The sequence below is a fragment of the Cupriavidus metallidurans CH34 genome (assembly GCF_000196015.1).
In the GTDB taxonomy this organism is placed as follows: Bacteria; Pseudomonadota; Gammaproteobacteria; order Burkholderiales; family Burkholderiaceae; genus Cupriavidus; species Cupriavidus metallidurans.
Genome location: NC_007974.2, coordinates 518,089 through 542,618 on the forward strand (window position 1 = coordinate 518,089; position 24,530 = coordinate 542,618).

Consider the following 24,530-nt stretch of genomic DNA (forward strand, 5'->3'; position numbering starts at 1 on the left):
AGCGCCCATGCATTCGCAAGTTCCTTCTTCGGCAGGATCGCATCCGGAAGCCTGGAATCCGCCGGGCGGCTTCAGGGGCCTCGTCGCTGACTGGTCATCCGACCAGCGCGCATTCAAGGTGTCCTGGGGCAAGGCGATGATGTGGATCTTCCTGCTTTCCGACACCTTCATCTTCAGTTGCTTCCTGATCGGCTATATGACTGTGCGCATCTCCACCACGGTGCCATGGCCGGATACCAGCAAGGCTTTCGCCGAGAACATCGGCGGTCATACGCTACCGCTGATCCTGATCGCAATCATGACCTTCGTGCTGATCACCAGCAGTGGCACGATGGCGATGGCCGTGAATTTCGCCTACCGTCGCGAGCGGCGCCCCTGCGGCCTGCTGATGCTGGCGACCGCCGCGCTCGGGGCAACGTTCGTCGGTCTGCAGGCGTTCGAATGGACCACACTGATCGTGCACGAGGGTGTGCGGCCCTGGGGCAATCCAATGGGCGCCGCGCAGTTCGGCTCCACGTTCTTCATGATCACCGGCTTCCACGGCTTTCACGTGACCTGCGGCGTGATCTACCTGCTGACGATCGCCAGCAAGGTCGTGCGCGGGCACTACGAACCAGGCGGCAACTACCAGGTCGTGGAGATCGCCGGCCTCTACTGGCACTTCGTCGATCTGGTCTGGGTCTTCATCTTCGCGCTGTTCTATCTCTGGTGAGGGCGACCATGGCATCGACACCCATCACTCCGGCCCCCGAGGCGGCCCACGGTGGTCACGGCAAACAGGAACATCCTATCGGCCTCTATCTGAAGGTCTGGGGACTGCTGTTCGTGCTCTCCACGATGTCCTATCTGGTGGACTACTTCGGGTTCACGGGATACCTGCGCTGGTTCCTGATTCTGCTGCTGATGATCCTGAAGGCCGGCCTGATCGTCAGCGTATTCATGCACATGGCCTGGGAGCGCATGGCGCTGATCTGCGCGATCCTGATCCCGCCGCTGTGCCTGCTCGTGCTGGTGTTTCTCATGGCGGCCGAAGCGGATTACACTTTCCTGACTCGCGGCGTGTTTTTTCACTGAAGTCGCATGATGGAATGCGATGAGGGCGCTGCGCAACCCGATCGAGGACTCCGCCGCCCATGCACGCTGCTACCGAAAGCATCCTGATCTACAACCACGGCCGCGATCCCGAGCGGCTGACGATGAAGCTGGCGGCGATCGCAGCCGACCCGTTCGCTTTCTTCCGAGGCACCAACCACCTGTACGCGGCATCGCTCGAGCGCGAGGCTGGTCTGCTCGATGCGCCTAGCACCTATGTGTGTGGCGATCTCCATGTGGAGAACTTCGGCACGTTCAAGGGCGACAACGGACTCGTGTACTTCGATCTGAACGATTTCGACGATGCCATGTTGGCGCCGCTGACGGTCGACGTCATCCGTATGTTGTCGAGCGTGCTGGTGGCCGGAGAAAGCATTGGCCTGTCGGAAGCCGATGCCCGTACGGCCTGCGCACAGATGCTGTCGGTTTACACGGCCATGCTGCGCGCGGGCAAGCCGCGCTGGCTGGAGCGTGCCACGGCGAGCGGTCTGGTGGCCATGCTGCTGCGGCAGGTCAAGCGCCGCAAGCGCGGCGCGCTGCTGAACGCGCGCACGGAGATGCGTGGCGGGCGGCGGCGTCTGAAGTTCGACGGCCATGCGCTACGCGCGGACAAGATGCAGCGTGAACGCGCTTCCGAAATTCTGGGGATCTACTCGAAGCAGGAACATCACGGTCATCGCTTCGTCGCCGAAGACTCGGCGCGACGCGTGGCTGGTGTGGGCAGCCTGGGGCTCGAACGCTACGTCGTGCTGGCGCATGAGCGTGACATGCCGGCAAGTCAGCGGCTTATCGATATCAAACGCGCGGCACCGAGCGCCTGGACCGGGATGCGCACACGCGGCCAACCGCGCTGGGGCAGCGATGCGCAACGCGTGGCGACCATCCAGCAGATCATGCAGGCCGCATCGCCCGCACTGCTCTCATACGTGCCGCTGGGCAAGGCTTCGTACCTGGTCAAGAGCTTGCAGCCGAGCACCGACCGAGTGAATCTGGAGCACTGCCGGGACAAGACTGTGTTGCAAGACGTGTTCGCCACGATGGCGCGTGCCGCAGCCTCGGCCCATCTGCGGGGCTGTGGCCATCAGGCGGCGGATCGTGTCGAGCAGTTGCAGGATTTCGCCGCAGGTGGGCGCTGGCAATCCACTGTGCTGCGGCTGGCAAAGCACGGGCGCGATGTTTCGCTCGCGCAGTGGAAGCAGTTCCGGGAGGACTATGCGAAGGCGCGGGGGAAGGGCGCCTGATCAACTGAGCAGCTAAACAACTGAGCGGCTGCTCGGTCGTTCCCCTCTCACATGCATGTGAGAGGGGAGATCCCAGCGAATTACGCCATCAAACCTGGGTAATAAACTTGGTCACCAGGTAACCGTCGAAGGTCTCCTGGCCACCTTCGCTGCCGATTCCCGAATCCTTGATGCCGCCAAACGGGGTCTCGGCCAGCGCCATGCCGAAGTGGTTGATGTTGACCATGCCGGCTTCAAGTCCGTTCGATACAAGGTTGGCCGTCTTCAGAGAGTTGGTGAAGACATACGAGGCCAGGCCGAACGGCAGGCTGTTGGCGCGGCGCAGCACTTCTTCCGCATCCTTGAAGCGCGTGACCGGGGCTACCGGGCCGAACGGTTCATCGACCATCAGCTTGGCATCGTCGGGCAGGTCCGTGACGACGGTCGGCGCGAAGAAGAAGCCCTTGTCGCCGATGCGCGAGCCGCCGGCGACGATCTTGCCGCCGCGATGGCTGGCATCGTCCAGGAACTGCTCCATCGACGCGATGCGGCGTTCGTGTGCGAGCGGGCCCATCTGGGTGCCGTCGTCCAGGCCGTTGCCGACCTTGATCGAGCCGATGACCTCGGTGAAGCGCGCCAGGAATTTGTCGTAGGCCTTTTCCTGAACATAGAAACGCGTGGGCGATACGCAAACCTGGCCGGCATTGCGCAGCTTGAAGCGGGCCAGCATTTCCGCGGCCGGTTCGATGTCTGCGTCGCCAAACACCAGCACGGGCGAGTGGCCGCCCAACTCCATCGTCACGCGCTTCATGTGCGCGCCGGCCATCGCGGCAAGCTGCTTGCCCACCGGTACCGAGCCGGTGAACGAGATCTTGCGCACGATCGGTGATTCGATCAGATAGGTCGAAACTTCGCTCGGCACGCCCCATACGATATTCAGCACGCCCGGGGGCAGGCCTGCATCGTGGAACAGGCGGGCCAGCGCCACCACGGCGCTCGGGGAGTCTTCCGGACCTTTCAGGATCAGCGTGCAGCCGGCGCCCAGCGCAGCCACGATCTTGCGGATGGCCTGGTTGAACGGGAAGTTCCAAGGCGTGAACGCGGCGCAGACGCCGATCGGCTCGCGCACCACGATCTGGCGCACCGCCGGGTTGCGCGGCGGAATCACGCGGCCGTAGATACGACGACATTCCTCGGCGTGCCATTCGGCATGTTCGGCGCAGATCATCACTTCGCCCACGGCTTCGGCCAGCGGCTTGCCCTGGTCCAGCGTGATGTCGCGGCCAATTTCCTTGGCGCGGGTACGGGTCAGTTCTGCTACGCGGCGCAGGATCTGCGAGCGTTCCAGCGGCGACGTTTTCTTCCAGGTTTCGAAGGCGCGCTGCGCGGCAGACAGCGCACGATCCAGGTCGGCAGTGGTGGCGTGTGGCAGCTTGCCGAGCAGTTCCTGCGTCGCCGGGTTGATGACGTCCTGCTCGCGGCGGTCGCCTCCCTTGATGAATTCTCCATCGATGTAGAGGGCGAGATCCTGGTACATGCCTGTCTCCTGAAGGAAATGGACGGCGCAGCGAAAGGGGCGCGCCGCGGGTGGTCGAAGAATGAAAGCGCAAGCTTAACGCTTTGGACGGAAGTCCGCACTGGCAGACTTGCGGGCGATTATCGCCCTGCCGCGACGGTCATGTGCACGGCGGCTGGCATGGTGCCCAGCCAGGGACTAGACTGACACGTTCGCAACCCTCGCACTGCTGCGGTGCGGAAAACCTGTCCCAATGAAGCCTGACGCCAGACTGACCACCGGCCCGATCGGCCGCACGCTGCTGATGTTCTCGCTGCCGGTGCTTGGCAGCAACATCCTGCAGTCGCTCAACGCCTCGATCAATTCGGTCTGGGTCGGCCGATACCTTGGTGAGGCGGCGCTCACGGCCACGTCGAACGCCAACATCATTCTGTTTTTCCTGCTCGGCGTGGTGTTCGGGATCAGCATGGCCAATACGATCATGATCGGCCAGGCAGTCGGCGGGCGTGACATCGAAGAGGCGCGACGCGTGGTGGGCACCAGCACCACGTTCTTCGTCGGTCTGTCGGTGCTGGCCGCCGTGCTGGGCTTTGTCTTCACGCCGCATATCCTGGCCGCGATGCATACGCCGGACGATGCCACGCCGCTGGCCATCATCTACCTGCGCATCATCTTCATCGCGCTGCCGTTCATGTACTTCTACAACTTCGTGATGATGACGCTGCGCGGCGCCGGTGACTCGCGCACGCCGTTCTACTTCATGTTGCTGTCGGTGGTGCTGGACGTCGTGCTGAATCCCGTGCTGATCTTCGGGGTAGGCCCGATTCCCCCGCTCGGCATCGCGGGCTCGGCGCTCGCCACGCTGATTGCGCAACTGACCAGCCTGGCGGCGATGATCGGGTTGCTGTACCGGCGCCGGCACTTCCTGCTGCTGCACCGGGAGCAACTTGCGCTGCTCCGGCCGGACATGGCTATCCTGCGCGCGCTGGTGATGAAGGGGCTGCCGATGGGCCTGCAGATGGTGGTGATCTCGTCGTCGGCCATCGTGATGATGTCGCTGGTCAATACGTACGGCTCGCGGACGACCGCGGCCTACGGTGTGGCATCGCAGCTCTGGACCTATGTGCAGATGCCGGCTCTGGCTGTTGGCGCCAGTGTGTCATCGATGGTTGCGCAGAACGTAGGGGCGGGATTGTGGGTGCGTGTGGCGCGTGTCACGCAGGTTGGCATGCTCTTCAACATGTTGATGACCGGCGCGCTGGTGGCGCTGGTCTATGTATTCAATCGTCACTCGCTTGGTCTGTTCCTGGGGGAGGACAGCGTCGCGATCGAGATTGCTCAGCACATCAACAACGTGGTGCTGTGGTCGTTCATCCTGTTCGGCTTCACCATTGTCGTGTTCGGCGCCGTGCGCGCCACGGGCGCCGTCATGGCGCCGCTGGTCATTCTGTTCGTGTCGATGTGGCTGATCCGGCTGCCGTTCGCGTGGCTGCTCGGCCCGCACATCGGCGCCGAATCGATCTGGTGGAGCTTCCCGCTCGGCTCGGTGGTGTCGGTGCTGCTTTCGTTTGGCTACTACCGATATGGCAATTGGCGCCGCAGCCATATCCTGCCGGTCGCGCCACATCCGGAAGCGGTGGGGAATGCACCCGATACCAGCATGGGTGTGCCATGCGAGGATGCCGATGCGGGCGCGGAAGCCGATGAGGGAGTCGCACGACAACCTTCCTAATGCATCCAGACAGGTTTCTGAATGTATGGATGAGAGACATTTGATCGCGTCGCTTACGCACCGCCCGGCGGTGTAAGCAAGTCGAAAGCTGCGCGGCATCCTCTGCCGCGCAGTGCCGCGCCAATCCGCGTTCTTCCCTTTCAAACACCTTTCCACGTCGTCTTTCATTTAACTTTCAGTGGTGCATTCGGTTGCCCACTGAATACATCATAACGTGATGGAAATGAAAAATCGACGCGAGCGCTGAGGATTGGGGGATACCCTACACCCCAGACAAATGAAAGGAGCCTGAAAGTTCCCGACTCTACTGTTCGCTGCGATGAACGTGTCGAAGTTGATACGTTCGCCGTGGAGATGCCCCAGAGCCGGTGTGTCGCACGGTGCCGCAATTCACAACCTTGAGGAGAATCGTTTTGCGCATACGCAGCCAAAAGGACTTTGCCTCCGGCCTGATGTTTATTCTGGTCGGTCTGGGCTTTTCCTTCGTCGCGCGCGGCTACAGCATGGGGACGGCCGCCAAGATGGGCCCCGGTTACTTTCCGTTCCTGCTTGGCCTAGTACTGGCCATCCTGGGCGCGCTAGTGTTGATGGGGTCGTTGTCGTCGAAGGGTGAGGAAGATCAACTTGCCCGCTGGGATCTGAAGACGCTTCTGTGGATTCTCGGCTCCGTCGTGCTGTTCGGCCTGTTGCTCAAGCCGCTCGGCATGGTGCTGTCGGTGTTCGTGCTGGTGATGGTGTCGTCGATGGCCAGCCATGAGTTCAGCTGGAAGGGTGCCCTGCTCAACAGCGTGGTGCTCGTGCTGATCGCCCTGGGCGCCTTCGTGTACGGCATCAACCTGCAGATGCCGGTCTGGCCTGCCTTCATTACCGGCTAAGGAGTCGCCCGAAATGGAATTGTTTGACCATCTTGCCCTGGGCTTCTCCACGGCATTGTCGCTGCAAAACCTCGCGTACGCGTTCCTGGGCTGCGTGCTCGGGACGCTGATCGGCGTGCTTCCGGGCCTTGGGCCTCTGGCAACCATCGCCATGCTGCTGCCGGTGACGTACTCGCTGCCGCCGGTGGCCGCGCTGATCATGCTGGCCGGTATTTACTACGGTGCGCAGTATGGCGGTTCGACCACCGCTATTCTGGTGAACCTGCCGGGCGAATCGTCGTCGGTGGTGACCACGATCGACGGCTACCAGATGGCACGTCGTGGCCGCGCCGGTGTGGCGCTGGCTACTGCTGGCCTTGGTTCGTTCTTCGCTGGCTGCGTGGCCACGCTGATCCTGGCTGCGTTCGCTACACCGCTGTCGGAACTGGCGTTCAAGTTCGGTCCCGCCGAGTACTTCTCGCTGATGGTGCTGGGCCTGATCGGCGCCGTGGTGCTGGCTTCGGGCTCGCTGCCGAAGGCCGTGGCGATGATTGTGCTGGGTCTGCTGATGGGCCTGATCGGTACCGACGTGAACTCGGGCGCCGCGCGCTTCTCGTTCGACGTGCCTGAACTGACCGACGGCATCGACTTCGTGGCACTGGCCATGGGTATGTTCGGCTTCGCGGAAATCATCGCGAACCTCGAGCAGAAGGAAGCCCGTGAGACGTTCACGAACAAGGTCACGAACCTGTGGCCGACCAAGGAAGACTTCAGGCGCATGATTCCGGCCGTGCTGCGTGGCACGGCGCTGGGTTCGGCACTGGGTATCCTGCCGGGTGGCGGTGCTGCGCTGGCTTCGTTTGCGGCCTACTCGCTGGAAAAGAAGACGTCGAAGTACGCTCACGAGTTCGGCAAGGGTGCGATCGAAGGCGTGGCAGGTCCGGAATCGGCCAACAACGCCGCTGCCCAGACCTCGTTCATCCCGCTGCTGACGCTGGGCATTCCGCCCAACGCCGTGATGGCGCTGATGGTCGGTGCGATGACGATCCACAACATCCAGCCTGGTCCGCAGGTGATGAGCAGCAACCCTGCGCTGTTCTGGGGCCTGATCGCTTCGATGTGGATCGGCAACCTGATGCTGATCATCCTGAACCTGCCGATGATTGGCGTGTGGGTGAAGCTGCTGACCGTGCCGTATCGCTTCCTCTACCCGGCGATTCTGGTCTTCTGCTGCATCGGCGTGTACTCGGTGAACAACCAGACGTTCGACGTGTTCATGGCTGCCGCTTTCGGCGTGATCGGTTACCTGTTCCTGAAGCTGAAGTGCGAACCGGCACCGCTGCTGCTGGGCTTCGTGCTCGGACCGATGATGGAAGAGAACTTCCGCCGCTCGCTGCTGCTGTCGCGTGGTGACTTCACCGTGTTCGTGACGCGTCCGCTGTCGATGGGCCTGCTGATCGCCGCTGCCGCACTGGTGGCCGTGGTGGCACTGCCGTCGATCAAGGCGAAGCGCGAAGAAGCGTTCCAGGAAGAGTAATTCTGACGACAAGCGCCGGCGTCACGCCGGCGCGAACCGAGTAAGCTTTCGGGGGTGCCAAAAGCGCCCCCGTTTCTTTGATGCACTGAAAGGACTGCCCGACTGCGCTGCAGTCATGGGCTGCGCACGATGATTCGATTCTCCGCACCGCTAGTTGCGTTGCCTGCGCCCATGAAAACGCCATCGCTCGATCGTATCGTTTCCAGGCTTTATATCCTCCGGCTTGTCCAGGCCAGTCCATCCACGGTATTCAACCTGATGGAGCGGCTGCGCGAGCGAGGCATCGACAAGAATATCCGCGCGCTGCGCCCAATCCTGCGTAGCCTGATGATGGCGCGATCCATTACCGCCGAACTTGTCGAGGGAAATGGCCGTGTCTACAGCATCACGGATGCCGGACGGGCCGAACTGGACGCCTACCTTGCACATCTCAACGTCCTTCAGGACGACATGAGCGAGACAGCCGAATAGACCAATGCAAATGCCGGTACGTTGCCTGGAATGAGGCGCGGTACCGGCATCGTCATGCAAGCATTATCGGTATCAGGGATTCACGATCGAAGCATTCAACGATTCCGCTGGCTTCGTTCACGAGAGATGAGATGCGCGTCGGCGCGCAGTGTGAAAAAGCGCCGGTGCAGCGTCTTGTTGGAAACGCTGCACCGGCGCCGGGGTGGCAACTTTGCTAGTGCGTCAGAGCTTTTCGAATGCGGCGTTCAGCTTGACCCTGTCAACGATTCTGTCGCCGGCACTGCTGACGGCATGCACGTCGAGCAGCTTTACGGCGTCTGTCATTGTGTAGCGTCCGGCCGGCAACGCGGTGTTATCGTCGGCATGAACCCAGATACTGAGGCGCTGTAGTTTGTCCTTGAGCAATTCCGGCGCGGTCCAATAGTTCGCCGGGCTCAGGCGATAACCATCTGAGGTCGTATTGACGGCGCGCGAGGCTCGGAATACCACGACGCGTTGATTGCCGTCCGGACCGTTCATCAGTACTTCAAGCCGCATCGGCGCGCCCTTGGGGTTCCCAACGGGAGTCGTCAGGCCGAGCGAAGGCCGCCCGGCGACGAAATACAGTTGCGACTCGTCATCCGGATGCCAGGCGATATCGATACTCTCTGTCTCGCATGTCTGAGTCGTGCATAGCTTGCTCACCATTGCCGTACGCGATTCTTGCAGGGAATCACCGCCCCGAGTCACGGGCGAAGGCATGGAGGCGGGTATCGTGATGGCCTGGGTAGACAGGAGTGTGTCAACGGAGGACAGCGCGTGGAAACTGTTTGCGGTGTACGGCAACTGCAAGCGGTACAAGGATACTTCGACAGGCTTGTCGGCAATCGGAAGGTTGAACGAGAAATAGTATGCGCGGTCCTTGCCAGCCATTTCTTTCGGGATAATGAAGATTCGCTGGTTGCCATCAGCGTAGCGGACCCGTGCCGCGTACCTTGCCCCTCTGTAATTGTTGGAAGTAGTGCCGGCTTCTTCCATGACAAAGGTGTTCCCGCTGGCCGCGAACAACGGCGGGAAGAGCATGCTGGCGCCCGGATTCTCGCTGGATGTCAGCGAGCCGATCACGGTAACCACCGGAATGCCCATACGATCCGGTTTCAACTGCAACGCCGCACCTTCCCAGTCTGGCGCGACGGGAGCGAAAGTTCGAGTCGTGTTATCCCAACGATAGTAACCTGGGCTTCCAGCCACGGTCCGCAGGGTTGGCGTTGAATCCAGCCGCAGCTGGATCGCGCGCGTGTTGTAGTTTGTGTAAGGAGAGAAGCAGCTCTGACTGTCGGCAGGCTCTTTATCACCGTAGAACTGTGGATCAATCCGGCCTCGCGGCTTGTCTGACGACCGCATGGTAAATCCATCGGTGGCCGCATACCATGTTCTGAATACACCGCGCGCGGTATCGAATGGCTGCGGGTGCGAGGCTGTCCATACGAGACCATCGGGATACTCGCTACCGAACTTCCAGGGCTCCCCTCGAAAGACTGGGGACAAGCCTATGACGCTGCCTAGTGCCTCGTTCATCTGAGGGGCACACTCCCTGTTCCATTGCGTCTGAGCCCAGCCAGAGAAGGCGATATCAATGGGGAAGGCGTCCTGGAGATTTCCGTCGAGGTCCTTGTACCGTCCTTGGGAGAGGGTGGCGCCATAGGCAAGTGGCGACGACTGATTGAACATGGAGTAGACGTAGATGGCCTGCAAACCGCGTCCGGTGTTTGCCTTGTCCACCATGATGTTCGCGGCCCATGCAGTGTTGCTGGTTGGACTGATTCTAGGGGCCGGTATCTGCCTCAGTGAATCAAACCTCCTGGGGGGGGCCATCATGATGACGCTGTTCCAGCGTGCGGGCAGGTAGTCCACGACGGATATTCTGCTCACCGGCATGCGGGCGTGGATTTCGTCAGCGAGCTTGTCCGAATCGAGGGTATCGGCATTGGAATCAGCATCCTCCCAGAACAATACCTTGGTTCGTGTGTATGTGAGTTCCGATGGACCCGCCAGTGGGGGGAGGCCATTCGTTATGCGATATGCGTAGATCCGTTTTTCATCGTGGCGCACTTCGTCATAGCCAACGGCTAGCTGGACATCGGCCTTCATCCACCCGGTGGGCATTTGCGTGCTCCACGCTTGTGTGCTGTAGCGTGGCAAGGTGTCCTGGGTAATCCTGTCTTCGGCATAGCCAACCAGGCCGGCGGGTTTCTTCAGGCGGAGGCGCCCCATCGATACGCCGTTCAGCGTTGCTTCGACAAATACCTCTTGATCTTTGCTGATGGGGTTGGTTGGCGTAAACAGCAGGAGCGTGCTGCGGCCTTCGACCAGGCGTGGTGCGATGCGCGTTTCATTCTGCCTCACAACACTGGTTTGCCCATATTCGACCGAGCCGGCCAACGCGAATGTCGTGCGTGGGTATTCAGGCGCTGGTGTCGGAGTCGGAGTCGGAGTCGGAGTCGGAGTCGGAGTCGGAGTCGGAGTCGGTTGCGCGCTGCTCGATGACGGGCTGCTGTCTCCACCGTCCCCACATCCGGCCATCGTCGCAAGGGCTAAAGCCGATGCCGCTGCAATGCGAAGGAGTTCCATGCGCGGCCGGCGAAGCATTGAGGCCCTGAAAACAGGTGACGCTGATGCGAAGTACTGTGAACGATGGTTGTTTGTCATTTCAATGCCCTCGTGCATTTCGGTGTAAATAATAATGTTTTTGTCATTTATTATTTTCGATTAAATTCAATTGGTTGTTGAATCAATAATCTTAGCCGGATGCTAGATATTATTCTGGCGGTATTTCTTGCTCTGAGGCAAATAAATGTATTTCTGCGTTTTTAATGAAAATACTATTTATCTTGCGCATTAATTTTGATATTGGCGCGCAAGAAAGAAGGCCGATTTTTGTGGATTGGGGCGCCTCGCATTTAAATGCGGAGCATAATATCGGGCAAGAAGGGGGTTGAAACTAAGAAATATCCGGCACGGCATTGCGCCGGGCCATCTGCCGGGGGAATGAGGGCGATGGTTCCCAGACGCATCGGAATGCCGATGCGTATCAATGAGTTGACTTGTCGCGTCCCAGGCGAGGATCTACGTTGGCTTTGGCTGTGGAAACCAAAAACTGGATGCCCAGGAAACCGAAGATTCGGAACTACGCCATCACTACCTGGTTTCGTCCATTACGCTTGGCCTGATAGAGGCCAGCATCGGCAGCCTCTATCAGCCGGCTGAAATCGGCATCGCCTCCCGGCACTATCACCGCGCCGCCGATACTGACCGTGACAAATCCGCCAGTTGGGGAGCAGGCATGCGGAATGCGCAGCGTCTCGATCGCGCGCCTGACCTTCTCGGCCAGCAGTCGTGCGCCGCCGGGCGATGTGGCCGGCAGGATCATCGAGAATTCCTCACCGCCGAAGCGCGCGGGCAGGTCCGCCGGGCGTGCGCAGTTCTCGCGGATCACGGCGGCCACGCGGCGCAGTACCTCGTCGCCCGCCACGTGGCCGTAGGTATCGTTGTAGCCCTTGAATGCATCGACGTCGATCATCAGTAGCGCGAGCTGGGTCTGTTCGCGCTGGGCGCGTTTCCATTCCGCGCCCAGGTACTCGTCGAAGTAGCGACGGTTCGACAGGGAGGTCAGTCCGTCGGAATTGGTTAGCCGCTGCAGTTCGAGATTGGTCTCAAGCAATTGCTGCTGGCTTTGGCGCAGCGCCCGATATGCCTCGTCACGTTGCAGCAGATTCAGGTAAGAGCGAGAGTGGTAGCGGATTCGCGCGATCAACTCGATCGAATCCGGAAGCTTCACCAGATAGTCGTTGGCGCCGGCCGCGAAAGCCGCGCTCTTCATGGTGGGCTCTTCCTTCGTCGACAGCACGATGATCGGAATATCGCGCGTGGTGGCGTTTTCGCGGTAGCGGCGCACCAACGTCAGCCCGTCGGTGCCGGGCATGACCAGATCCTGCAAGATCACGGTGGGCTTGGTGCGCTCGGCCACCGTCACGGCCTCTTCGGGCTGCGAGCAATAGTGGAAGTCGATATCGGACTCGCTGGCCAGCGCACGCCGGATAGCCTCGCCGATGATGGCCTGGTCGTCGACCAGCAGCACCATTGCCGGGTATTCATGGGTGGCCGCCGCATCGGCCGAATTGAGTTGTCTGGGCATTATTCGCCTCCTGTTCTTTTCTTTTACCGCCGACCACCACCACACGTCATGACTAGCCGCGGCGCGATCTTCTGCAGTGGCAGAATCTCGCTCGCCGCGCCCAGCGTGGCCGCCGCCTTGGGCATCCCGTAGACGGCGCTCGTGGCCTGATCCTGCGCGATGGTCTGGAAGCCGCGCTCACGCATGGCCTTCAGGCCTTGCGCCCCATCGCGTCCCATGCCGGTCAGCAATACTCCGATTGCTTCACCGCGCCAGTGTTCCACCACGCTTTCAAAAAACACATCGATCGAAGGGCGATACAGGTAGTCGCAAGGGTCGGGGGTGTAGATCAGGCGTCCCGCGCTGGTCAGGCGCAAGTGATCGTTCGTGCCGGCCAGTACCACCGCGCCAGCCTGCGGTACCTCTCCAGCCCGGGCAAGGCGCACTGGTAGTTGGCACTGCGCGTCGAGCCACTCGGCCATGCCCTGGGCGAACGCTTCGTCGACATGTTGCACGGCGACGACCGCCGCGCCAAAGTCGGCTGGCAACGCGCCGAGCAGCGTGGCCAGCGCGGCCGGGCCGCCGGCCGATGCGCCAATCGCGACCAGCCGGGGTGCGGTGGGCGTTGGCGTGGCCGCCGCGAGCGGATGGGGCGCCTGCCCGCGTCCGCCAAGCAGGCGTGCGATGTTTCGGATCTTTCGCAATAGCGGGCCGGCCGCGAGCTTGGTGTCAGAGTCGGTGAGCGTCGGGGTGTCCACGGCATCGATCGCACCGTGCCCCATGGCATCAAACACCTGGTTCGCGTTACGACCGAGGTCCATGGTCACCACGACGATCGCGCACGGCGATTCGGCCATGATGCGCCGTGTGGCTTCCACGCCGTCCATGACCGGCATCAGCAGGTCCATCAGGATCAGGTCGGGGGTCTGGGTCGCGGCCATCCGCACGGCTTCCTCGCCGTCGCCGGCGATCCAGGCGATTTCGAGCGTGGTGTCCAGCGCAAGCGCGCGCCGCAACGCGGCAACAGCCAGTGCGGAATCATTGACGATGCCGATTCTCATGAGCGTGCCTCGCCGATCAGGTCACGTACCGCGTCGAGCAGCGCGGTATCGTGGAAGCTGCCTTTGGCCAGATAGTAATCCGCGCCAGCCTGCAGGCCGCGCTCGCGATCCTGCTCGCGGTCCTTGTAAGAGACGATCATCACGGGGAGATGCGTCAGGCGGGTATCGCCTCGTATCCGGCTGACGAGTTCAATGCCGTCCATGCGTGGCATGTCGACGTCGGTGATCACCAGATCGAACGATTCCGCGCGGAGCACGTTCCATCCATCCATGCCGTCCACCGCGACGGCCACGTCGTAGCCGCGTCCGCTCAGCAGCTTGCGCTCCAGTTCCCGCACGGTCAGCGAGTCATCCACCACCAGCACGCGCTTGCGTCGCGTCTGGGTGGCTTCCTCGCCGCCGTGGCGCACCCGTTCGATGCGGCCATCGGAGACGAGTTTCTCCACCGACCGCAGCATGTCCTCGACGTCGAAGATCAGGACCGGCATGCCATCGTCGGTCAGGCTGCCCGCCGCGATGTCCTTGATCTTGCCGAGGGCCTGCGCGAGTGGCTGCACCACCAGCAATCGCTCGCCGATCAGGCGATCCACTGCGATGCCATACACACGATCCTGCTCGCCGATGACGACCACGGGAACGGTATCTCCATCCTGGCCACGCTCGGGACGCTGGAGCACCTGCGCGGCGCTGATCAGCCCCACCGGCTTGCCATCGTGGCGGAAGTGCTGGTGCTGCTCGGTCTGTTCGATGTCTTCGCGGCGCACGGCCACGGCACGCAGCACGTGGCCCAGCGGGAAGGCATAGGCTTCGCCCGATATTTCCACGAGCAGCGCCCGCACGATCGACAGCGTCAGGGGCAACTCGAGATGGAAGTGCAGGCCGCTGCCAGGCTGCTGGGAAAGCCTCAGGCTGCCCCGCACGGCACGCACCATGTCCTGCACGGCGTCGAGCCCGACACCGCGGCCGGAGACCTCGGAAACGGTCTCGCGCATGCTGAAACCCGGCAGCAGCAGGAACTCGAGCAATTCGGCTTGCGATAGCCGCGCGACGGTGTCCGCCTGGGCGAGGCCTCGCCGCACGATGGCGGCGCGCAACGCTTCCAGATCGACGCCCGCGCCGTCATCGAAGATCTCGATCACAAGCCGGCCGGCGTTGTGCCACGCATGGAGTGATACGCGGCCTTCTTCCGGCTTGCCGGCGGCGCGGCGCGTGTCCGGCGCTTCGATGCCATGATCCACGGCATTGCGCAGCAGGTGAGCCAGCGGCGCGTCGAGATGCTCCAGGATGTCCCGGTCGACCTGGGTTTGCTCGCCGGACAACTCCAGTCGGACACGCTTGCCGAGCGAGCGGCCCAGGTCGCGCACCATGCGCGAGTAGCCGGTGATGCCATCGGCCAGTGGGCGCATCCGGCACGACAGCGCCGTGTCGTACAGGCGGCGCGACAGTCCACTTTGGCGGTGATCGTACTGGTCGAATTCCTCCACGCGCTGGGTGAGTTGGCCGTGGCTGTCCTCAAGCAGTTGGCGAGTCTCCATCAGTGCCGCCCGCAGGCGTGGCACGGTGCTATCGGGGCTGTCGAGCAGCGCCTGAACGCCATCGAGCGCCTGCATCACGCGCATCTGTTGACGCCTGGCCTGCTGGATCGCAACTCCGAACGGCCGTAGCCAATGCGTCTCCACCATCGACTCGCCGGCCATCGCCAGCAGCCGGTCCAGCCGTTCGGCATTGACGCGCAGGATGCGTTCCTGGTTGCTGCCGGTGTACTCCTGTGGCTGCGCCGGGACGACGGTGCTCGTTGACGGGTGATTGACCGTGGGTAACGGGGGCTCCGGCGGCGCGGGCTCGGCGGCCGGCGGCAACACTGTCGGTGCTGCCAGTGCCGCCACATCCGCGCCGCCATCGAGCAGCGCCTCGAGACGGGCGACGAAAGCGTCGATCTCTGCCTTGCCGCCAAGCTCCGGCCAATTGGCGTTGCCATCGGGCGGATGGCCGATTCGCTGCAGCAGGTCAGTGCCTTGCAGCAGTGCATCGATATGGGAGGCGCTCAGCAGAAGGCCGCCACGTTGCGCGGCGACGAGGCAATCCTCCATCACATGCGCAACGCGCACGCCACCTTCGAGCCCGACGATGCGCGCGGCCCCTTTTAGCGAATGCGCGGCGCGCATGCATGCCTCGAGCTGGACGGCTGCCGTGGGATCGCGCTCCAGGGCCAGCAGGCCGGCATTGAGCACATCGGCCTGCGCGTCGGCTTCGAGCGCGAACAGGTCCAGCAACGAGGCATCACGGAGCTGTTCCGGATTCATGACAGGCTCCGGGTCAACGCCTGCCGCAGCAGGTCGGCATCAAGCAGACCGACGCTGTGGCCGTTGAAATCGAACAGCGCGCGTGAATAGCGGGCGGAGGCGCGCGCGAGCGTCGCCGGCAAGGGCAGCAAGACATCCTGCGTGACGCGCTCGACGCCGGCTACCTCGGCAACGGGCAGCGCGATCGCATTGCGTCCCTGGCCAAGAATCAGGAAGCGCGCCGCGCGCTGGGCATCCTGGCCGCCACGCCCGTTGGATTCAGTGGATTCAGTGGATTCAGTGGATTCAGTGGATTCAGTGGGTTCGGCCGATTCGCCAAACAGCAGCGCCAGCGAGATGCACGTCAGCAGCGCGCCGCGCACGGCCGCTACCCCGATCAGCGCGGCATGGCGCCGATGCGGCAGCGAGTGGACCAGTGCGGGCGCAGTGACTTCGCCGAGCGTGGCCGTCGGCAAGGCCAGCCATTCGTCGCCGACGCGGAACACCATGTACGACTCTCCGGCCAGCCGGTCGGCTGACGATTGGTCGATGGGCGTATCGCTATCGCTGGCAGGCTGGACGATCGGGTCGATTGCCAGTGTGTCGAGCAACACCAAGGCGGCCTGGGCGTAGACCGGGCAATTCCTGCAGGTGATGTGCGTGGCGAGTAGCGGGCAGGTGCGGTCGCCGGTCACGCCGATGCGGCGCCAGCAGTCGTCGATGGCGCCTGCCGGGGCGGCATGGGGCAACAATGAATTCGGTTCAGCCATGGCTCATTCGGGCATGACGTTGGGCGCGTTCGCGCAAGCGGTGCGCGCCGGCGGCGTCGCCTGCGCTGTCGAGCAGGGCGGCCAGATGATAGAGCGCTTCTTCATGGCCAGGGTCGAGATACACCGCCTTGCGGTAGGCCGCGTGCGCCTCGGTGGCGCGGCCAGAGGCATCGTGCAGCACGCCCAGCAGGCACCAGCCGTCGGCGGATGTTCCGTGTTCGGTCAGGAATAGCTGGCACGCCGCCAGGGCGCGATCGAGTTCGCCGCGATCGGCCATGGCTGCAATGGCAGCCAGCGCGGCGTCGCGGCTGGGTGCGGATGCCGGCTGCGCTGACGGGTTGCTCGCCGCCACATCCGGCGCGCGCGCCGCGTGCTTTGCCGGGGCGGTGGCGGCCGATCGGGCCCTCGCGATCATTGGCTGTGGCGGCATCACCGTGTGCGCTGCTGACGCGTGGCTCGATGGGCTGGCTGGCTGAGCATGGAAGGCGAAGCCCAGCGGGACCCCTGCGCCGGCCAGCCCCTCGCGCGTCAGCAGGCTTGCTTCCGCGGGCCCAACGAAGATCATGCCGTCTGGCCGGGTCAGGCGGCGCAGGGTCCGGATCGCTTCGCACTGCGTGGCCGGATCGAAATAGATCATCAGGTTGCGGCAGAACGCAAAGTGGTATGGCGCTTCGTGCCTCAGCAAGTCAGGGTCGACCAGATTGCCGCATAGCAGCCGTACCTGATTGCGGACCTTTGGCAGCAGTTGATAGGTCGCCTGAGTGCCGGTGACCGACATGAAGTAGCGGTCGCGGAAGTCCAGCGGCTGGCTGCGAAACGCGTTGTCGCCATAGACGGCGGCGCGCGCGCGTTCCAGGGCGCGGGCGCTGATGTCGATGGCATCGATGCGGAAGCGATCGCCCGGAATGCCGGCGTCAAGCAGCGCCATCGCGATCGAATAGGGTTCTTCGCCGGTCGAGCAGGGCAGGCTGAGGATGCGTAGCATCGGCTCCCCGGCGCCAAACACCCGTTGCGCGGCGAATCGGGCCAGCGCGAGCAGTGCCTCGCGGTGCCGGAAAAACCAGGTTTCCGGGACAACGACGGACTCGATCAGCGCCTGCAGTTCGTCCGGCACCGCATGAAGCAGGTTCCAGTAGGTCGCCGGGTCATCGGCGCCCATGGCCTGGCGCCGTTCTTCCACCGCGCGCTCGATCGTGCCTCGGCCGACCGATGCCGCATCGAGCCCGATGCGCTCCTTCAGCAGCGCCTCGATCAAGGTGGACGGGTGGGGGGCGTCGGTCATGCCGGGGACGATGCGGGAAACAGTATGGCGTGGACGGCGTCGGGCAGCAGCGCACCGACATGTACCCACTGGATCAGGCCACGCGGATCGTGGCGCACCGGTCCAAGGTAGCGGGCGTGTGTCGGGTCGATGCCGCCATCGATGAACGATGCGGGATCGCAGCGCAACGTTTCGTTGGCGTGCTCGAGCCGCAGGCCGAGCACGCGAGGCTGGGTGCCGGAGTCGCGCGCGCGCCGATAATGCACCAGCGCGGTGCGGGTGCTGGCGCGCGCAGTGGCGGGTGTGCCAGTGGCCAGCGCGGTGATGTCGATGACGGGCACGGGCTGTCCGTGCCGGGTCATCAGTCCGCAGACCCACTCCGGCGCGCCGGGAATCTGTTTCACGGGGCCGAGCGGCAGGACCTCGGCCACCTCGGCGCTATCGAGCGCGTAGCGATCGGCGCCGATGCGGAAGAGCAGGAAAAGGGCCATGGCGATGGTGGCTCCGGGATCGCCTGTTCAGACTTTGAAGCGCGAGACGCCGCTGCGCAGTTCGTTGGAAACCAGCGTCAGTTCGTCGATGGCCTGGCTGGACTGACGCAGCGACTCCACCGTCTGCTGCGCGGCTTCGGACAACTGGATCAGCGCCTGATTGATCTGCTCGGCACCGCCTGCCTGCGCCTGCATCCCTTCGTTGACCATCTGCACGCGTGGCGCCAGGGACTGAACCTGCCCAATGATCTGCGAAAGCTGGTCGCCAACCTGGGTGACCTCGGACATGCCGCGGCGGACTTCCTCCGAGAACTTGTCCATGCCCATCACCCCGGCGGCCACGGCCGACTGGATCTCGCGCACGATCTGTTCGATGTCGTAGGTGGCCACGGCGGTCTGGTCCGCCAGGCGCCGAATCTCGGTGGCCACCACGGAGAATCCGCGGCCGTACTCGCCAGCCTTCTCGGCCTCGATCGCGGCGTTCAGCGACAGCAGGTTGGTCTGGTCCGCTACGCGCGCGATGGTGGTCACCACCTGGTTGATATTGCCGGCCTTCTCGTTGAGCGTGGCCAGACGGGCGTTGACCGAGCCGGCGGCTTCCATCACGTGGTTCATCGTCGCTTCCATGCGCGACAGACCCACCTGACCTGTGCCAGCCAGTCCGGCTGTCTGGTCGGCGGCGTGGGAAACCTCGCTCATGGTGCGGACCAGGTCGCGCGCGGTAGCCGAGATCTCGCGCGAAGTCGCGCCAATCTGCGTGGTCGTGGCGGCCGTTTCGGTGGCGGTGGCCTGCTGCTGGCGCGCCGTGGCGGCGATCTCGTTGACCGAGGTCGTGACCTGGATTGCCGAGCGTTGCGCTTGTCCGACCAGCGACGTCAGCTCGTCGGCCATCTGGTTGAAACCTTCCTCCACGGCCTGGAACTCGTCTCGCCGATGCAACACCATCCGCTGGCGCAGGTCGCCGCCGCGCATGGTCTTCAGCAGCGAGACGATCTTGCCCATCGGCACCGTAATGGCGCGTAGCAATTGATAGCCGGCGATCAGGGCGGCGAGCACGGCGATGCCGAATGCCACTTCGATACTGACCTTAGCCGTTACCACCGAGTCGACGATGCCAGTGGAGGCCCGCTCATTGACCTTGCCGTTGTCGTCGACGATGTCCTGCAGCAGCTTCCGGCCATCAGACCAGAGGTCGTGCGCGCTGCCGCGCAAGGCGGCCTGGGCCGTGGCGGCATCCTTCCACTGAGCGGGGTCAAGGTACGGCTGGGCGGCCTGCTGGTACCGGGCGCGGACGGCCTGATAGTTGTGGAAGCGGGCACGGTCGTCGTCACGGACGATGGTGGCGTCGTACTGCTGTTCCAAACGGTCCAGACGCTGCATGGCGTCCTGCGTCTGCGCAAGCAGGCGGGCGCGTTGGGGAGCATCGGCCGCGGTTACCGTCTGCCAGGCCAGCACGTAGATTTCGCCCCAGACCCCGCGCATTCCGGCGCTGAAGTTCAGGCCCGGCAGCGCATCGGTGCGCATCACGGTGGTTTCGTGCTCGATGGCGGACAGCCTTCGGTAGGCGACGCCGCTCATCAGGGCCATGACCAGCAGGATGATGGTGAAGCTCGCCAGAATGCGGGTGCGGATGGTCCAGTGGGTCACGATCAGGATCGTCTCCGGTGAAGCCGCCGGGGTTGGGGCCGGCTGGGTCATGCTTTGGGGCGGGGGCGCCGTCACCCAGTTGGGGGTATCCCTCGTTTGGGTGGTAGCCTTTTGCGGCGTAGGGTACTGTAACGCCCAAGCCATTTCAACGCGGTGCCCGGGGCGTTGCGCCGTTGCGCCGGAAATTGGAAGCGCTTGCATTTTCCAAGGTTTTCGTCACACTTGCCAAATAGCTTGAGCAGGGAACATGTTCATCACAACAGATAGGGCAGGGATGGTGGCCAAGTCGGAGGCGCAGGCGACTGGTGCCTTGCCGCCGGCGGATGTTGATCCGCTGACCGGCGTGGTCGCTCGCCAGTCATTCTTGAATCGGCTGGAAACGCGCCTGCATAGCGAGGCGACGCCCCGCTTTTCCCTGTTGCTGGTTGGCATCGACGATTTCCGCGCGTTCAACGACATGCATGGCCACATGGAGGGCGATGCAATCCTCCTGCAGGTTGCCCGCCGGCTGCGTGATGCCGCGCCGCGCGACGCCGTGGTTGGCCGCGTGGGCGGCGACGAGTTCGCCGTACTGCTGACCTCCATCTCGGACCCGACGCTGGTGCGGCACGTAAGCGCCGCCATTCTGTCGATGCTGTCTGCCCCCCACGAACTAAATGGCCGCCGCCACCATGTGCTGGCCAGTCTGGGCGCGTGCGTGATGCCGACCGGCGGAGATACCACTTCCGACGTGCTGGCTGCCGCCAGCCTGGCGCTGGCCCGGGCCAAGCACGATGGCGGGCGCACGATTCGCTTCTTCAAGCCGCAGATGCGCACGGACGTGATGACGCGACTGTCGCTCGTCCAGGCCTTGCGGGAAGCCTATGCCCAGCGGCAGTTCGAACTGCTGTACCAGCCGCAGGTGGATCTGCGGGATGGCCGCGTGCTGGGCGCGGAGGCACTGATGCGCTGGCGGCATCCGACGCTGGGCCTGCTCGCCCCGGCCGCGTTTATCGACGCCCTGGCCGCGAGCAGCGTGGCGGCGGACGTCGGTATGTGGCTACTGCACACGGCTTGCGCGCAGGCGCGGGCGTGGTCGCTGACATTTCCCGACGCCCCCCGGGTGGCGATCAACCTGTTTGCCGCCCAGCTGTCCGAAAGCCGGTTGCTGACCGAGGTCCGCCATGTGCTGCGGGCGCTCGAGCTGCCGCCCGACCGGCTGGAGATCGAGATCACCGAGACCATCGCACTGCAGCAGGGCGATGAGGTGTCGGGCCAACTCCAGGCGCTGCGCCGCGATGGCGTGACACTGACCTGCGACGATTTTGGCACCGGCTATGCATCACTGAGCTTCCTGAAGTCCTTCCCTGTGGACCGGCTCAAGATCGATCAGTCGTTTATTCGCAACGTCACGCAAGACAGTGTCGATGCGGCGATCGTGCGTTCGGTCATCAACGTCGGGCAGAGCCTGCGCATCGGCGTGGTCGCCGAAGGGGTGGAGAATGCCGCCCAACGGGAATTCCTGCTGGCCAACGGATGCGTCGAGGCGCAGGGCTATCTCTATGGGCGCCCGATGTCGGCTGACCTCCTGACGGAGCACCTCCGCCACCAGCCGCGCTGACGCCGGCGACGGATTTGTTTCCACCTTTATCCCCCATCGCCTGGCCGGGCTGCGGGGAAATATGTACTTACAAAGTCCGGTACACAGGTAGAACACTGCATCGTTATCAGATGTAGGGTGGCACTGACAGGTCGCCACGATGGCGGCCGCGCGTGGGCGCGGTGGCCCACCGGACTCAGGTAACACACATGCAATCCCATACAAGATTCGCGCTGGCGCCTGTGGCGTTCGGCCTGGCCGCGCTGCTCGCGCAGGCACCGGCCGGCGCTCAGGGCTACAACCCGAACATGCCTCCCGGCTACGTCGAGCAGGGGCAAGGCGGGGCCGGAATGCCCGTCGGCCCGGAAACTGCGCAGTCGGCGGACCCTTCCTCGCGCATCGCCACGGTGACTGATGCGGCGGGCGGCCTCAGTTTTGCTCCGGCGGGCTCCGACGAATGGGCTGCGATCGGCCTGAATCGGCCAGTGACCACTGGCGACCGGGTCTGGGTCGATCCGGGCGGCCGGGCGGAGCTCCACGCCGGCGCCACTGCGATCCGGCTGGGTGGCGGCACCGCCGCAGGGGTGCTGAACCTCGACGATCACACCACGCAGGTAAAACTGACACAAGGCACGCTCCAGTTGCGCGTGCGCGCGCTGCCACCCGACCAACAAGTGGAGATTGATACGCCTAATCTGGCGTTCGTGCCACGAGAGCCGGGTGACTATCGGCTTGATGTTTCCCCCGACGGCACAACGACGCAGGTGTCGATCCGCCACGGTACCGCTGTGCTTTATGGCGACACGCGTTCGATCGAAATGAGCCGTGGGCAGCGGATGCGCTTTGCCGGCGCCGATCTCTCGGACGCCGGGCCGGGCAACGCCGGTGGACCCGACAGCTTCGATCAGTGGACGGCCGCGCGCGACGCGCGCGAGGACGAGTCCGTATCGGCGCGTTATGTGCCGCGCGATATGACGGGCTATACCGCGCTGGACGACTATGGCGACTGGCAGCAGGACCCGGGCTACGGCGCGGTGTGGTTTCCTCGCGCCGAGCCAGCCGGTTGGGCACCCTACAGTTCGGGCTACTGGGCCTGGGTAGCGCCCTGGGGCTGGACCTGGGTCGACGACGCGCCGTGGGGCTTCGCGCCTTCTCACTACGGGCGCTGGGCCTACTTTGGCAACCGGTGGGGATGGGTGCCGGGGCCGATCGCGGTGCGGCCTTACTATGCGCCGGCGGTGGTCGGATTCGTTGGTGGTGTGAGCGCGACGATCAGCATCGGCGGCGGGCCGGGGGTGGCCTGGTATCCATTGGGCCCGCGCGACGTGTATCGCCCGATCTATCGCGCCAGCCCGACGTATATCACGCGCATCAACAACGTCACGATCAACAACAACTTTATCGCCCGTGGCGATCGGGATCGCTGGAACAACCGCGAGGTACCTGGCGCGATCTCTGGCATGTCGTCGCGCAGCTTCGTGGAAGGCCGGCCGGTGCCGCGTGCCCGTACGCGCGACGAGTGGCGGCATCTGCCCGCCGGCGAGGGCAACTTTGGCGCGCCGCCGATGGCGCCGGTCAAGACCAGCCTGATTGGCGCGGCCCAGCCGCGCGGGCTGCCGCCGATGGCGCGCGCGGGGTTTGAGCGGCAGGCGATCGCCGCGCGTCAGCCCGGCAGGGTGGGACCCGACGAACTGGCAAACCGCTTCGCGCGCGAGGGCGGCACGGCGGGCGCGGGGCCGGCATGGCGGGGGCCGACGCAGGACGCGCGGCCGCAGCAGAGTTCGCGCCGGGGTGGGCAGCCAGCCCAGGCCATGCCGTGGCAACCCGATGTGCGCGTCAGCCAGGCGGCCCAGAGCGGTCGCGGCTTCGCGCCGCGCCCGGACCAGATGCGTGGTCTGCCGCAGGAGTCCCAACGACAGGAGCAGGCGATCCAGCGTCAGCAGTTCGACCAGCAACGCCAGACGGAAGAACGCCAGCGGCAGTCGGCGGATTTCCAGCAGCGTCAGCAGCAGGCGCTGCAGCGACAGGCGCAGGACCAGCAGCGGCAGCAACTCGATCAGCAGCGTCAAGCGCAAGAACGCCAGCAGATGGACCAGCAACGGCAGTCGCAACAGCGTCAGCAGCAGATGGACCAGCAGCGGCAGTCGCAGGAGCGGCAGCAGATGGACCAGCAGCGGCAAGCGCAGGAGCGGCAGCAGATGGACCAGCAGCGGCAAGCGCAAGAACGCCAGCAAATGGATCAACAGCGGCAGGCACAGCAGCGGCAGCAGCAGATGGATCAGCAGCGGCAAGCGCAAGAACGCCAGCAAATGGATCAACAGCGGCAGGCGCAGCAGCGGCAGCAGCAGATGGACCAGCAGCGGCAAGCGCAAGAACGCCAGCAGATGGATCAACAACGGCAGGTGCAGCAGCGTCAGCAACAGCAGCTAGAACAGGCACGCCAGCTCCAGGAGCAACAGCGCCAGCAATTCGAGCAGCAGCGTCAGCAGGCCATGCAGCGGCAGCAGGTGGATCAGCAGCGCCAGGCGCAGGAACAACAGCGGCAGGTACAGGAGCAGCAACGGCAGATGCAGGAGCAACAGCGCCAGCAGCAGGACCGCCAGCGCCAGATCCAGCAGCAACAGCAGCAACAGCAACAGCAACAGCAGCAACAACGTGCGCAGCAGGAGCGCGCGCGTCAGAGCCGCGAGGAACAGGCACATAACGACGGTCGTTGATGAGCCCGTGGTGTTCTACCTTCGCCAGCTGGCGGGATAGGGGGGCGGATGTCCAGCGCCACCGCCTGAAAGACAAAGGGCGTCCGAATCATCGGACGCCCTTTGCTTTCTCTCCACTTGCGATTCTAGTTATGGCGCTGGCTTGCC

18 protein-coding genes are annotated in these 24,530 nt (G+C 63.9%); 9 read left to right on the plus strand and 9 right to left on the minus strand.

Annotated elements, in window-relative coordinates; all coding sequences use genetic code 11:
* Positions 1–7: 7 nt before the first annotated feature.
* The 3 genes from RMET_RS20500 to RMET_RS20510 are packed head-to-tail and all read left to right on the plus strand — an operon-like array spanning position 8 to position 2,333.
* Positions 8–712, plus strand: coding sequence for a heme-copper oxidase subunit III family protein (locus tag RMET_RS20500; protein ID WP_011518465.1), 705 nt, complete (start codon positions 8–10; stop codon positions 710–712).
* A gap of 8 nt (positions 713–720) precedes the next feature.
* A complete protein-coding gene (locus RMET_RS20505) occupies positions 721–1,074 on the plus strand; it encodes a cytochrome C oxidase subunit IV family protein (protein WP_011518466.1) in 354 nt (117 codons plus the stop codon).
* 59 nt (positions 1,075–1,133) lie between these two features.
* The gene (locus RMET_RS20510) at positions 1,134–2,333 is read left to right on the plus strand and encodes a DUF2252 domain-containing protein (protein WP_011518467.1); all 1,200 of its coding nucleotides are present in this window, start codon (positions 1,134–1,136) and stop codon (positions 2,331–2,333) included.
* An 88-nt stretch (positions 2,334–2,421) separates the two neighbouring features.
* On the opposite strand, the gene RMET_RS20515 is transcribed toward RMET_RS20510, so the two are convergent.
* The gene (locus tag RMET_RS20515) at positions 2,422–3,849 is read right to left on the minus strand and encodes an NAD-dependent succinate-semialdehyde dehydrogenase (RefSeq protein ID WP_011518468.1); all 1,428 of its coding nucleotides are present in this window, start codon (positions 3,847–3,849) and stop codon (positions 2,422–2,424) included.
* A gap of 232 nt (positions 3,850–4,081) precedes the next feature.
* On the opposite strand from RMET_RS20515, the gene RMET_RS20520 reads away from it, so the two are divergent.
* From RMET_RS20520 to RMET_RS20535, 4 genes are all read left to right on the plus strand, one after another.
* Positions 4,082–5,560 carry an MATE family efflux transporter gene (locus RMET_RS20520; protein ID WP_011518469.1) on the plus strand — a complete coding sequence of 493 codons (1,479 nt, stop codon included), beginning with the start codon at positions 4,082–4,084 and terminating at the stop codon, positions 5,558–5,560.
* Between the two features lie 413 nt (positions 5,561–5,973).
* Positions 5,974–6,435, plus strand: coding sequence for a tripartite tricarboxylate transporter TctB family protein (locus RMET_RS20525; protein ID WP_008644611.1), 462 nt, complete (start codon positions 5,974–5,976; stop codon positions 6,433–6,435).
* A 13-nt stretch (positions 6,436–6,448) separates the two neighbouring features.
* Complete coding sequence (locus RMET_RS20530) at positions 6,449–7,951, plus strand: tripartite tricarboxylate transporter permease (RefSeq protein ID WP_011518471.1); 1,503 nt, start codon at positions 6,449–6,451, stop codon at positions 7,949–7,951.
* Positions 7,952–8,122: 171 nt separating this feature from the next.
* A complete protein-coding gene (locus RMET_RS20535; RefSeq protein WP_029309297.1) occupies positions 8,123–8,422 on the plus strand; it encodes a helix-turn-helix transcriptional regulator in 300 nt (99 codons plus the stop codon).
* 222 nt (positions 8,423–8,644) lie between these two features.
* Here RMET_RS20535 and RMET_RS20540 read toward each other — a convergent pair whose 3' ends face one another.
* The 8 genes from RMET_RS20540 to RMET_RS20575 all read right to left on the minus strand — a co-directional run bounded on the left by RMET_RS20540 (position 8,645) and on the right by RMET_RS20575 (position 20,138).
* Complete coding sequence (locus RMET_RS20540; RefSeq protein ID WP_035821184.1) at positions 8,645–10,843, minus strand: TagA domain-containing protein; 2,199 nt, start codon at positions 10,841–10,843, stop codon at positions 8,645–8,647.
* 745 nt (positions 10,844–11,588) lie between these two features.
* Positions 11,589–12,596: a response regulator gene (locus RMET_RS20545; RefSeq protein WP_011518474.1), complete on the minus strand. Its 1,008-nt coding sequence runs from the start codon at positions 12,594–12,596 to the stop codon at positions 11,589–11,591.
* A 23-nt stretch (positions 12,597–12,619) separates the two neighbouring features.
* Positions 12,620–13,636: a chemotaxis response regulator protein-glutamate methylesterase gene (gene cheB / locus RMET_RS20550; RefSeq protein ID WP_011518475.1), complete on the minus strand. Its 1,017-nt coding sequence runs from the start codon at positions 13,634–13,636 to the stop codon at positions 12,620–12,622.
* Entirely contained in the window at positions 13,633–15,939 is a 2,307-nt protein-coding gene (locus RMET_RS20555) for a hybrid sensor histidine kinase/response regulator (RefSeq protein WP_011518476.1), read from the minus strand. The genes cheB and RMET_RS20555 overlap by 4 nt, the downstream gene beginning before the upstream one ends.
* On the minus strand, positions 15,936–16,688 hold the full coding sequence (locus RMET_RS20560) for a chemotaxis protein CheW (protein ID WP_011518477.1): 753 nt from the start codon (positions 16,686–16,688) through the stop codon (positions 15,936–15,938). The genes RMET_RS20555 and RMET_RS20560 overlap by 4 nt, the downstream gene beginning before the upstream one ends.
* The gene (locus tag RMET_RS20565) at positions 16,681–17,970 is read right to left on the minus strand and encodes a CheR family methyltransferase (RefSeq protein WP_011518478.1); all 1,290 of its coding nucleotides are present in this window, start codon (positions 17,968–17,970) and stop codon (positions 16,681–16,683) included. Before RMET_RS20565 ends, RMET_RS20560 begins: the two co-directional genes overlap by 8 nt.
* Positions 17,967–18,440: a chemotaxis protein CheW gene (locus tag RMET_RS20570; RefSeq protein ID WP_011518479.1), complete on the minus strand. Its 474-nt coding sequence runs from the start codon at positions 18,438–18,440 to the stop codon at positions 17,967–17,969. Before RMET_RS20570 ends, RMET_RS20565 begins: the two co-directional genes overlap by 4 nt.
* A gap of 27 nt (positions 18,441–18,467) precedes the next feature.
* Positions 18,468–20,138 carry a methyl-accepting chemotaxis protein gene (locus RMET_RS20575; protein WP_051723380.1) on the minus strand — a complete coding sequence of 557 codons (1,671 nt, stop codon included), beginning with the start codon at positions 20,136–20,138 and terminating at the stop codon, positions 18,468–18,470.
* Between the two features lie 223 nt (positions 20,139–20,361).
* Between RMET_RS20575 and RMET_RS20580 the strand changes: the two genes are divergently transcribed.
* The gene (locus RMET_RS20580; protein ID WP_011518482.1) at positions 20,362–21,687 is read left to right on the plus strand and encodes a putative bifunctional diguanylate cyclase/phosphodiesterase; all 1,326 of its coding nucleotides are present in this window, start codon (positions 20,362–20,364) and stop codon (positions 21,685–21,687) included.
* 188 nt (positions 21,688–21,875) lie between these two features.
* Positions 21,876–24,383, plus strand: coding sequence for a DUF6600 domain-containing protein (locus tag RMET_RS31820; RefSeq protein WP_011518483.1), 2,508 nt, complete (start codon positions 21,876–21,878; stop codon positions 24,381–24,383).
* Positions 24,384–24,530 lie beyond the last annotated feature (147 nt).

Excerpts from the sequence above, each read along its gene's own strand:
- RMET_RS20500 (WP_011518465.1), top strand. The coding sequence starts at position 8 with ATGCATTCGCAAGTTCCTTCTTCGGCAGGATCGCATCCGGAAGCCTGG.
- RMET_RS20505 (WP_011518466.1), top strand. The coding sequence starts at position 721 with ATGGCATCGACACCCATCACTCCGGCCCCCGAGGCGGCCCACGGTGGT.
- RMET_RS20510 (WP_011518467.1), top strand. The coding sequence starts at position 1,134 with ATGCACGCTGCTACCGAAAGCATCCTGATCTACAACCACGGCCGCGAT.
- RMET_RS20515 (WP_011518468.1), bottom strand. The coding sequence starts at position 3,849 with ATGTACCAGGATCTCGCCCTCTACATCGATGGAGAATTCATCAAGGGA.
- RMET_RS20520 (WP_011518469.1), top strand. The coding sequence starts at position 4,082 with ATGAAGCCTGACGCCAGACTGACCACCGGCCCGATCGGCCGCACGCTG.
- RMET_RS20530 (WP_011518471.1), top strand. The coding sequence starts at position 6,449 with ATGGAATTGTTTGACCATCTTGCCCTGGGCTTCTCCACGGCATTGTCG.
- RMET_RS20535 (WP_029309297.1), top strand. The coding sequence starts at position 8,123 with ATGAAAACGCCATCGCTCGATCGTATCGTTTCCAGGCTTTATATCCTC.
- RMET_RS20545 (WP_011518474.1), bottom strand. The coding sequence starts at position 12,596 with ATGCCCAGACAACTCAATTCGGCCGATGCGGCGGCCACCCATGAATAC.
- cheB (WP_011518475.1), bottom strand. The coding sequence starts at position 13,636 with ATGAGAATCGGCATCGTCAATGATTCCGCACTGGCTGTTGCCGCGTTG.
- RMET_RS20555 (WP_011518476.1), bottom strand. The coding sequence starts at position 15,939 with ATGAATCCGGAACAGCTCCGTGATGCCTCGTTGCTGGACCTGTTCGCG.
- RMET_RS20560 (WP_011518477.1), bottom strand. The coding sequence starts at position 16,688 with ATGGCTGAACCGAATTCATTGTTGCCCCATGCCGCCCCGGCAGGCGCC.
- RMET_RS20565 (WP_011518478.1), bottom strand. The coding sequence starts at position 17,970 with ATGACCGACGCCCCCCACCCGTCCACCTTGATCGAGGCGCTGCTGAAG.
- RMET_RS20570 (WP_011518479.1), bottom strand. The coding sequence starts at position 18,440 with ATGGCCCTTTTCCTGCTCTTCCGCATCGGCGCCGATCGCTACGCGCTC.
- RMET_RS20575 (WP_051723380.1), bottom strand. The coding sequence starts at position 20,138 with ATGACCCAGCCGGCCCCAACCCCGGCGGCTTCACCGGAGACGATCCTG.
- RMET_RS20580 (WP_011518482.1), top strand. The coding sequence starts at position 20,362 with ATGGTGGCCAAGTCGGAGGCGCAGGCGACTGGTGCCTTGCCGCCGGCG.
- RMET_RS31820 (WP_011518483.1), top strand. The coding sequence starts at position 21,876 with ATGCAATCCCATACAAGATTCGCGCTGGCGCCTGTGGCGTTCGGCCTG.